The organism is Fibrobacter sp. (assembly GCF_045601785.1).
Classification (GTDB): Bacteria; Fibrobacterota; Fibrobacteria; order Fibrobacterales; family Fibrobacteraceae; genus Fibrobacter.
Genome location: NZ_JAZSAF010000034.1, coordinates 1 through 10,296 on the forward strand (window position 1 = coordinate 1; position 10,296 = coordinate 10,296).

The window sequence follows — 10,296 nt, forward strand, 5'->3', positions numbered from 1 at the left end:
CCCCGCGAAACCCGCCGAACCGGTCAATGTTGATTTTTACGGCGAGGACGTGTTCAATGCCGAAGCCATGCGCAGCTACCTCCCGAAGGATATCTGCGAAAAGCTCCTGGCGACCATCGACGAGGGTGCCCCCCTCGACCCGAATATCGCGGGCGATGTCGCGCACGCCATGAAGAAGTGGGCGATGGACCGCGGTGCCACGCACTTCACGCACTGGTTCCAGCCGCTCACCGGCTCCACCGCCGAAAAACACGATTCCTTCCTGGAACCGAGCGGCTGCAAGGCCATCATGGTACTGAGCGGCAAGAACCTCATCGTCGGCGAACCGGATGCATCGAGTTTCCCGAGCGGCGGCCTTCGCTCTACGTTCGAGGCCCGCGGCTACACGGCCTGGGACCCGACCAGCCCCGCATTCATCAAGCGTCACGGCAACGGTGCCACGCTCTGCATTCCGACTGCATTCTGCAGCTACACCGGCGAAGCTCTCGACAAGAAAACTCCGCTTCTGCGCAGCTTGCAAGCTCTTTCTAAATCTACCCGCCGCCTTATGACCTGCTTCAAGGCGGGCCCCAAGAAGACGACGGTCACGCTTGGCGCCGAACAGGAATACTTCCTCATCGACAAGCGTTTTTACCTGCAACGCCCGGACCTGTACCAAGCTGGCCGCACGCTGTTTGGTGCCGCTCCCGCCAAGCACCAACAGATGGATGACCACTACTTTGGTAGCATCCCGGCTCGCATTCTGAACTTCATGAACGAAGTGGAAATCGAACTTTGGAAGCTCGGCATTCCGGCGAAGACCCGCCACAACGAAGTGGCGCCTGCCCAGTTCGAACTCGCCCCGATGTTCGAAGAAGTGAACCTCGCTTGCGACCACAACATGCAAATCATGGAAGTGCTCCGCAACGTGGCCGACAAGAATGGCCTCGTTTGCTTGCTCCACGAAAAGCCTTTCGCTGGCGTGAACGGTTCCGGCAAACACAACAACTGGTCCGTGTCTTACGGCAAGGGCAACCTGCTCAACCCGGGTAAGGACCCGCACCAGAACGCCGTGTTCCTCACCACGCTCTGCGCCATCATTTACGCTGTTGACACCCATGCTGACTTGCTCCGCATGACGACTGCTGGCGCCGGCAACGACCATCGCCTCGGTGCAAACGAAGCGCCTCCGGCAATCGTCTCCATGTTCCTCGGCGACCAGCTCATGGATGTCATCGAACAGATTGAACAAGGCGTGCCCAAGTCCAGCAAGCAAGCAGGCGCACTCCGCATCGGTGCCGACATGCTCCCGGCTTTGCCGCGCGACGCCACCGACCGCAACAGAACTTCTCCGTTTGCCTTCACCGGCAACAAGTTCGAATTCCGCGCTCCGGGTTCCAGCCAAAGCTGCTCTGAGCCGAACGTGGTTCTGAACACCATCGTGGCCGAAGCTTTCGACATGATTTCGGAACAGCTCGAAAAGCTTGACGAAAAGAATTTCCACACGGGCCTGCAAAAGATTTTGCAGAAGATCGTGAAGGAACACAAGCGCGTCATCTTCAACGGTAACGGTTACACCGACGAATGGGTCGCCGAAGCCGAGCGCCGCGGTCTCCCGAACATCCGCACCTCTGTCGAAGCACTCAAGGCTCTCACCAAGGAAGAAAATATTCAGTTGTTCGAAAAGTACGGAGTGATGAACCGCCGCGAAATGGAATCCCGCTACGAAATCAACGTCGAGGACTTCCACAAGCGCATCCACATCGAAGGCGAAGTCTGCCGCGACATGGCAAAGAACATCATCTTGCCGAAGGTCGTCGAGGCTTACTCCAGCGCTCTGAAGACCAACGAAATGGCTTTGAACCAGGGCTTCCCCGGCGTCGATGCCTACGTGAAGTCTCTGGGTGAAGGCGTCAAGAACCTGAGTGCCGCCATCGCTACCATGGAAGAAAGCCTGAACGGCCTGCACGAAGGCATCCTCGATGCAATGGCCGCTTTGCGCAAGGTTGTCGATGGCCTCGAAAAGGTCGTCCCCGACGAAATGTGGCCTCTGCCGAAGTATAGGGAGATGCTTTTCATCTACTAAGATGAAAAGCATGGGCTTCCGTCGAAGGTGGAAGCCCAAATGTCCGTTTATTTATTAGTGAAAAGCTCGGGCCTCCGTTGAAAATTTTCCCTGCCTTCGGGCGGGGAATTTTTTGTATCTGCAAATGACGCTAATTGTCGCATGCTCAATCTATATTCGTGATGTTCCCCTAAAAGGAGTGCGTCATGAACAGATTGGAGAAACTAGAAATATCAAATGTCATCAATGATTTTCGTGCGACTCTAGAAACTTTGGACCGTTATGATCACCAGCAACTAGAATTCCCGAAGACCGGTGTCGACTACAGCGAAACGAATGGTCCCATCACCTACGAACTGGCGATGGAAGCGATTGCTGTGCTCAAGGAAAAATTCCGCGACAGCGGAATATTCGGTTTCGAAAAGGATGCGTCTTTCAAAAGTTCCCTCGGACAAATTTACCAGACTTTTGACGGCAAGGAACTTTATCCGACCGTGCAGATGAAGGCGGCAACACTCCTGTATCTGCTTGTCAAGAACCACTCCTTTGTCGATGGCAACAAACGCATTGCAGCGTTCATTTTCTTGTGGTATATGTCGCGCAACGATATCCTTTATCGAGTGGACGGCTCCAAAATCGTAAGCGATGGTGCCCTAGTCGCACTCACGCTGCTCATCGCTGAAAGCAAACCCGAAGAACGTGAAACCATGACCAAACTCATAGTGAACTTGATTATGTAGGAGGCTTTTATGAAAGACTCATACTTTACAGACCCGCGAGACGGTGAAACCTACCGCACCGTGAAAATCGGAAATCGGATTTGGTTCGCCGAAAACTTGCGGCATAAATGCGAAGGTGCGCAGGCGTATGCCGGCGGCATGGGGTATCTGAGCTTGAATGGCGAAACGCCGCCTTACGATTGGAACTGTGACCCGGATGTGAAGAAATATGGCTTGTGCTACTACTGGAAATTTGCAGAAGCCGCAGTCCCCAAAGGTTGGCGCTTGCCGAACAATGACGATTGGCGAGACTTGTTTAATGCAGTTGGCGCAAAATGTGAAAGGGGCGAGCATGGTACCGAAACTTACCTTGGGGCGGCTCTTGCGTTAAAGTCCAAAGACGATTGGGAAGAAGACGAATTATTCTCTGTTGGAAAACGCGCTGATGTGTTCGGTTTTACGGCGTATCCGGCGGGCTGTATGGAAGAATTCGGCTTTTGCGGAGCGCGAGGTCGACACACTCGTTTCTGGAGTTCTGTCGGGCGAAACAAATGGGCTTACCGCGTTCGCCTAGACAACTTCTATGACGATGCCGTTCTCGACCGCTTCTGGAACGACTTCTCCTGTGCAAATTCAATCCGCTGCGTGAAGGACTGCTAAAAACATAAAATTGCCCTTTTTCGATTAAAATTGCTAATTGCGTATATTTTAATCCATTATAATGAACTATTTTCTGTAATTTAGTCCATTACAGTGGACTATTTACTGTATTTTTGTCCATTAGAAAGTGACTTGTGGATTGAAAAAGAGACTGTAGGTCTTTGAAGAGCACATAAAGAATGCATTGGAATGGAGCCTTGGTTCTGAAAAGTGAAAAAAATGGTCTTCGGGCCATTTTTTCTTTTGTTGGTTTCGTTGTGTAAAAAATAGGCTTTTATAAGGTAATCGTTTTTTTTTGTAGAGTCCCAACTACTAGAAGTGAACGACATCTATTGTCGCCTAGTGGGTATATATTCATCCTTACGGCAAAAACTTACGAAAATGCGAGGACCTATGAAAACAAATGCAGCATGCAAAATACTAAAAGCGGATTTTGAATCTGGAGCGAAGATTGGAGGGGCGAACTTTATAAGACGCTACTGGGCCAAAGTCAAAGACTGGGGCGCTGTGCGTTGGCTAGGAGGGCGCCCGTTACGACATCAAAAATGAACATGCGTATGGTAAAGACGTATTTTTCTTCAAAAAAAGTGCACTTTTGAAAAAAACAGGATATATTTCTTTTTGAGAAGGAAAAAATATGGATAAAGAACCCGAAGTTTTCGATGTGAAGGATATGAACGGCGCCTCGCCCCTGCAAAAGGGGCTTGCCGTTTTTTTGATGATCATGTCGCTTTTGTACACCGTGTCGCCCATCGACTTGGCGCCCGATGCCATCCCCGTAGTGGGCTGGCTCGATGATGTTGGCTTCCTTGTAACTGCCACTATGAATGTGGTTCAGCAGTTCACAAAGGACCAGAATAGCGCCATGGTGAAAATCCTAAAATACGCCAAATGGTTTATGGTCATCGCCGTCGTAATCGCTGCGCTGTTGCTCGGCGGTTTAATCGCTGCGATTGTGGCGCTGGTGGTGAAGTAGACTTTAACAATTAGCAAATAACAAGGAGAAAAAATGTCTGAAGAATTCGCTTATTCTCAAGAAAAACTTGACGAAGAACTGAGAAAATATCAGGAAACCTTCAAGAAACCGAATGTCTTGATTTGTGGTCAAACGGGTGCTGGGAAGTCGTCGATTGTTAATTTCATCTTTAAGGATGAAGTGGCTAAAGTAAGTAATGGCGAACCTTGCACTAGAGATATTACTTTATACAAGAATAATTTGGTTAATATTTATGATAGCGAAGGTTATGAACTTGGAAAAGAAGATTATTATAAAAAAATGCTTTTTGATGAATTCCTTTGCAAGGAAAATCATAAGGGTATAGATGGTGAAGAAAGCGTCCATCTCGTTTGGTATGTTGTAAATGGAGCAAGCAAGCGCTTTACTCCTTATGATGCTGAACTTTGCCACAAAATTAAATCAGAAAAGTACAAACTATGCATCATTCTTTCTCAAATTGATCAGCTTGATGAAACTCAATTAAACGAAATGGTTCAATCTGTAAAAAAGCAAACTATGGACATTGTTGGTGTTAAATGTTTTAGAACATCAACAGATGAAAGTGCTATTAATGCTCGTGATGAAAATGGCGACAAATATACAGATTGGGACGAGCTGATTGAATGGTCTATGGATCAAATGCCAGAAATGTGCAAGGACCGTTTTGTTAGCGCAATGAAGAAAGGCTTGAAAGAAAAGGAATGTCAAGCGAAAAAGAGGATTGTTGCTGCAACAGGGGCTGCAGCTGCGGTTGGAGCATCGCCTATTCCATTTAGTGATGCCGCCGTATTGATTCCAATTCAGGCGGGACTTGTTCTTGCGGTGTTGAATGTTTATGGAATCAAATTTTCTGGAGGCGCAGCCGCTTTGGCAGGCTTGCTTAGTTCATTTGGCGTCCAAAATCTAGGTAAGGCGATTGCAGGAAATCTCGTAAAGCTTATTCCTGGGGTTGGTTCTGTTGTTGGTGGCGCAATCAACGCTGCTGTTGCCGCTGCCTTCACCGCAGCAATAGGCGAAGCAACTTCATTTATTGCTTACAAACAGTGTGAAAAGGCGATAAATGGCGAATCTGACTACTATGTTGATATCAATGACTTCTTTAATTCTGATTATATGAATCTGGTAAAACAGATTCTTTCATCTAAATTGAAGAAATAAACAATTATTTAACAGGGGAGGGCAAATCCCCCTGTTTTGAAAAATATCTATACTCTATATGCTGATAGAAATGCTAAAGGACAAATATGATATATTTAGAAAATACAGCAAAAACAGCCTTGAATGCGATGATTTTGGGTCAAACCGGGGTCGGTAAAAGCTCTCTTATAAACTATTTATTTGATTTGGATGAAAAAAATGAACTTGCTGCAGGAGCTGGAGCTCCCGTAACTCGGGAAGGAGAATTTGCTAAAAAGACTGTAAGGAGAGAGTCTTTAGATATTACTATATACGATAGCTGGGGGTTGGAAAATAAACAAATTGAATCTTGGGAGAAGACCATTTTTGCTAAGATAGATTCCTTAAAAGACTCCTTTGAAACACAGATTCATGCTATAATCTATTGCATTAGTTATTCGAAATCCCGTATTCAGGATTTTGAAATTCAATTTATTTCTGATTTGTTGAAGAGAAAAGAACATGTGATAATTGCTTTGACTCAGGCTGATTGTGGTACTTTGGAAACAAAACAAGAATACCATAGAATTCTGTCAGAACGTTTGTCTAGTTTTAAGGATTTATACGATGTTGTTGAAGTTCGTAGTGTAGCTAAGCGAAAAATTGGACAATCTACGAACTCTTGCCATAGGTATGGGCGTGAAGAACTTTTTAAAGCTATTTCTGCTAATTATTTAATTTATCTAGTGTTGCAAAAAATGGGAGGGTGGGAATCTCACATTGAAGTTATTGTAAAGGATGCCGCAAAGGTTGGTTGCCCAAATTTTGGTAGGGTCAATGATTTTATTGCCGAATATGTGTTGGAAACTTCGTTGCCGCTGAGACTGGCGTTGCCATTGAAGGCTGCCTTTTGGGGGATGGGGCTTCCGTTGAAGTTTGTTTCTAATAGAGCATCTCTTTCGTTTGGAAAATTGACGCAAAGTGTTGTTGATGAGGCTAACGAAAGTTTGTCAAGTGTAATTAAAGAAATTAATAGACATATAAAAAATTTCCAAAAAGACTTGCGTATTGATTCTATGCTGTTTGCTTGGGATAAATATGTTGACCCTGGAGTACGTGAGATTGGAATTTGGAACACGTTTAGAGAGAGTTTTCTAAGTGACCCTGTCGACGGTGATGTTAGATTAGTGTCGTTTTGGTGTTGGGTGAAAAAGGTATCTGGTGACATTAAAATAAAGTATTTTAGTACTTTAAGCGATAATCACAGGGCTAAAATTTTTGGAGATATTATACAGAAAGAATGGAAGAAAATGGTTGTTCTGTGTTATTCTTTCCAATTTTTGGGGAAAAGAATAAGTAGAGATTTGTTTATAAAGGGCGTCAGTAATACTGATGTGTTTAAATCAAAGTTGGCAGATTTTACAATGGCAAATCATATATTACCTAGTGAAATATTGGTATATTATGATGATGTCATTCTTATGGGAAAAGAATGCTTTGCTTTGACTTCGGATAAATTCTATTATCATAATGGAAATGAATTAAAATTAATAGATTTAGAAACTAATGGCTTTGCAATCTATCCAATAATGGAAGAAATTACGAAAGAGAATCAATTCTCTGATGTTAGAAGTGAATTGAAAAGTTTGCTGATTGCGATTACGAAAGATTTTTCTTAAATGCGAATGAGTGGAAACTTAAAAGAAAAAAGAGGGCTGTATGAATGAAGCTGAGTTAAAAAAAGAATTAGGAATATCTGATTTCCGCTATTTAACAAAGGCGAAAATATTGCAGTTCGCCTCAGGCTTGGATAAGTTAGATCCTGATGTTGCAAAAAAAATAATTGAACAGTTTCCAGAATTTTGTAATACAATGCAGAGCATTGTGAAAGAGTATAAGGAATCTGTTCAGAACATCCTTGAGAAAAACGATGTGACAACGCAAAAAAGCATTGCTGCGTATGATCAAATTCTAAACACCTTATCAAATATGTTGGATAATGAGTGTCTGTCCTTTGAAGAACGTCAATATATTATAGGTCAAATGAAGGAAGTTGCAGAAAAGATTGATGCTAAGGATTCTGAAAATAAATTTTTTCTTTTGAAAATGGCGGGCGTGGTAACGGCAGCTTTGGGTGCGGTTGTTGCTGTTACGGTGGCTGCTCTTGGAGGGAAAACTACTGTTTCAACTCAAAATCCAAACAAGTCGGTCGGTAATGGTTGATTTTTATGGAATACTCTTATGTCTCAAAAATTCTACTGTAAATATTGCGGAATAGGCTTCCCTTCAGTTTTTGCGTTGGTCAATGCTCGTTGTGTCAAGCAATCGAGTGGTATGAACCATGTGCTGTATGAGGGCTCCGAAAAGTCCAAGTACACTTGCAAATATTGCGGGCTGCAATTCCCAACGATATTTGCCATGGTAAATGCTCGTTGTCTAAAGAGTTCGGCAAAGGGCGGTCACGAACCGGCTCTGTAAACAATTGGAAGCGATATGTCCAATACTTCTTATGACTCTCAATTTCAATCAGTCCCTTTCTACAAATCGCATCCGTATATGATGCCCTTTGTGGGGGATGATTATGAATCTTCGAAGCATAAAAAGCTTTTGCTGATAGGTGAAAGTCATTATATGCCTGAAGGTTCTGCTGTGCACCATGATGTGAACTCTTGGTACGGAAATCCTGTGTTGACGAGTGATGAGCAGGATTGGTGCAACACACGTGGGACTCGTGAGGGCAAAAGCGGGCGTTTCGGAAAAGAGATTGACCGTTGCTTAAATCTGGTGCAGCCGAGCGGTGGCAATGGCTGGCATCAGGTGGCGTTCCTCAATTACTTCTTGCGTCCGGCCGATTGCACAACAGGAATCGATGACTTGTGGAATTCCTATGGTGGCAAGGATGTTGACTGCGAACAGGCTATTCGTAATTTCATCAAGGTGCTTGATATTCTGAAACCTGATTTATTCGTTTTCTTGAGCTCTACGGTGTGCAAACAGGCGGAAGGTTTTGATTTCCCGAAGTATTTCGGTGGAAATCTTTGGGATTGGACAAAATCCCACGGAATCGTTGATTATATCTATACGAATCATCCGTCTAGCGCCCATTGGAACCAAACCATGTCAAAATATGATAAGGCTCGTGGTATGACGTCGCGGGACTTCTTCTGCGCATGGCTCAAGGAAAAATGGCTAAGATAGTTTTCTTTATCTATTCTCCTTTCTCATACACCTACACCAGTTCCTTCGCTCTGTAGCAAAAAATGCTGTTTTTTTCCTAATTTCGCTAATTGGCCAAGTTTTTTTGAAAATAGGACTTTTTATCCGCGAGGATGAATATTTGTTTATATTCCTAAAGGACGCTATAGTGAGGACGGAAATGAAAGATATCAGCCAAGAAAACATTGCTTATCTCAAATTGAAAAATCGTGTGGGAAAGTATTTTGACGATTCTGATGAAAACAATCGAAAAGTAAAGTTTCTGCCTTATATTGGTGAAAAGTATTTTGATGCTAACTTCAAAATATTAGTGGTTGGAGAGTCCCATTATAATGGTAAAAAAGAAAATGATAATAATAGAGAATTGACGATAGATGAATTTGCAAATTCCTATTTAAATATTGGAAACAAAGATAAAAATGGTTACTACTATCAGTTTGAATCTTTTGCTCAATACCCTTTGGATCGAAAAACTAGTAATAGAGGCTGGTTAGGAAAAAGAAGAACGGCTGAATTTGTTATTGGAGCAGAAAATAATTCGTACAAAAGTGATTATGTGTGGGATTATCTTGCTTTTTATAATTTTTATCAGAGACTTGTGGGGGGCGGTTCTTCGTGTGGCAAATGGTATTCTAAAAATAAGGAATTGTTTCACAAAGAGGCAAAAGAAGTTTTGCCTATTGTGATAAAAAAACTAAAACCGGATTTGATCGTTATTTGGGAAAATGGTAGATTCCGCGAAGCGGATTTATCATGTCAAAACAAAAATGGGAGAGAATATTTTGAAGGTGTTGAAGTTTTTCGAATAAATCACCCTGCAAGAAGCCTTATAAGGGATGAGTTTGTTTCTAAATGGAGACAAAATGGTTTCTTAGAGAAAACTCGAAAATTTGATTCTTATGAAAATATTTCTACAAAATTGAAAGATATTGAAAATGAAATTGTAAAAGACGGTAAAGTTGGTTTTGAACTTGTTCGGGGAAGGTGTTACCTGTCTTTTGAACTGTATATAAGTAAAAAAGATGGCAAACCTGTGAAGTCTTTGAACAATTTTGTATGCGATATTATATTAAACGATGAGGACTATATGGTTCGTTTTTATACGAGAAATTATTCAAAAGAAGAATCTGTGATTTTATTAACAAAAATGCAAAAGAAGTTTATTGTATGCGATGAATGGGGGCGATGTACTTTGTATAAGTCGTCAACTCTTGATGAAAATTTTATGAGCGAATTAAAGGGATTCTTGAAAAGCCTGGTTGTTTATAGAAAAAAGATTTGGGATAGCCAAGAGTGATATATTATTAAAAGGAAACTCATAAAAGCATTCTCGCACGACATTAGTTGTCGTGCGCTTCTTTTATATTGCATAGTAGAATCAAGAGGTTTTGCTATGCAGTTACATTGATTATTCCGGCGTACTTTGAGCCACGAGTCCGGTGCTAGAGAGCCACCCTTCCGGAAAATGCGGAGCCACCGTTCCGGTCGAACAGAGCCACCCCACAAACGGTCAAGAAAAACTCTATAATGGGATAGCCCGTCGC

Annotated in this window: 9 protein-coding genes; all 9 read left to right on the forward strand. The window is 43.2% G+C overall.

Annotated features, from left to right (window positions below):
- Positions 1 to 2,065, forward strand: a 2,065-nt coding sequence (locus ACKI61_RS05190) for a glutamine synthetase III (RefSeq protein WP_407456711.1), incomplete at its 5' end; no start/stop codon positions are given.
- Between the two features lie 185 nt (positions 2,066 to 2,250).
- The gene (locus tag ACKI61_RS05195; protein ID WP_407456712.1) at positions 2,251 to 2,784 is read left to right on the forward strand and encodes a type II toxin-antitoxin system death-on-curing family toxin; all 534 of its coding nucleotides are present in this window, start codon (positions 2,251 to 2,253) and stop codon (positions 2,782 to 2,784) included.
- A 9-nt stretch (positions 2,785 to 2,793) separates the two neighbouring features.
- Positions 2,794 to 3,423, forward strand: a complete 630-nt coding sequence (locus ACKI61_RS05200; protein ID WP_407456713.1) for an FISUMP domain-containing protein — start codon at positions 2,794 to 2,796, stop codon at positions 3,421 to 3,423.
- Positions 3,424 to 4,060: 637 nt separating this feature from the next.
- Positions 4,061 to 4,399 (forward strand): YkvA family protein, encoded by a 339-nt coding sequence (locus ACKI61_RS05205; RefSeq protein ID WP_407456714.1) that lies wholly within the window; start codon positions 4,061 to 4,063, stop codon positions 4,397 to 4,399.
- A gap of 33 nt (positions 4,400 to 4,432) precedes the next feature.
- A complete protein-coding gene (locus ACKI61_RS05210) occupies positions 4,433 to 5,578 on the forward strand; it encodes a GTPase (RefSeq protein WP_407456715.1) in 1,146 nt (381 codons plus the stop codon).
- Between the two features lie 86 nt (positions 5,579 to 5,664).
- Positions 5,665 to 7,215: a GTPase gene (locus tag ACKI61_RS05215; protein WP_407456716.1), complete on the forward strand. Its 1,551-nt coding sequence runs from the start codon at positions 5,665 to 5,667 to the stop codon at positions 7,213 to 7,215.
- A 40-nt stretch (positions 7,216 to 7,255) separates the two neighbouring features.
- On the forward strand, positions 7,256 to 7,759 hold the full coding sequence (locus ACKI61_RS05220) for a hypothetical protein (RefSeq protein ID WP_407456717.1): 504 nt from the start codon (positions 7,256 to 7,258) through the stop codon (positions 7,757 to 7,759).
- A 270-nt stretch (positions 7,760 to 8,029) separates the two neighbouring features.
- Positions 8,030 to 8,734 carry a hypothetical protein gene (locus ACKI61_RS05225; RefSeq protein WP_407456718.1) on the forward strand — a complete coding sequence of 235 codons (705 nt, stop codon included), beginning with the start codon at positions 8,030 to 8,032 and terminating at the stop codon, positions 8,732 to 8,734.
- Between the two features lie 178 nt (positions 8,735 to 8,912).
- Positions 8,913 to 10,049, forward strand: coding sequence for a hypothetical protein (locus ACKI61_RS05230; RefSeq protein ID WP_407456719.1), 1,137 nt, complete (start codon positions 8,913 to 8,915; stop codon positions 10,047 to 10,049).
- Positions 10,050 to 10,296 lie beyond the last annotated feature (247 nt).

Bases quoted from the DNA above. Each gene is read 5' to 3' on its own strand.
- ACKI61_RS05195 (WP_407456712.1), top strand. From the start codon at position 2,251: ATGAACAGATTGGAGAAACTAGAAATATCAAATGTCATCAATGATTTT.
- ACKI61_RS05225 (WP_407456718.1), top strand. From the start codon at position 8,030: ATGTCCAATACTTCTTATGACTCTCAATTTCAATCAGTCCCTTTCTAC.
- ACKI61_RS05210 (WP_407456715.1), top strand. From the start codon at position 4,433: ATGTCTGAAGAATTCGCTTATTCTCAAGAAAAACTTGACGAAGAACTG.
- ACKI61_RS05220 (WP_407456717.1), top strand. From the start codon at position 7,256: ATGAATGAAGCTGAGTTAAAAAAAGAATTAGGAATATCTGATTTCCGC.
- ACKI61_RS05200 (WP_407456713.1), top strand. From the start codon at position 2,794: ATGAAAGACTCATACTTTACAGACCCGCGAGACGGTGAAACCTACCGC.
- ACKI61_RS05215 (WP_407456716.1), top strand. From the start codon at position 5,665: ATGATATATTTAGAAAATACAGCAAAAACAGCCTTGAATGCGATGATT.
- ACKI61_RS05230 (WP_407456719.1), top strand. From the start codon at position 8,913: ATGAAAGATATCAGCCAAGAAAACATTGCTTATCTCAAATTGAAAAAT.
- ACKI61_RS05205 (WP_407456714.1), top strand. From the start codon at position 4,061: ATGGATAAAGAACCCGAAGTTTTCGATGTGAAGGATATGAACGGCGCC.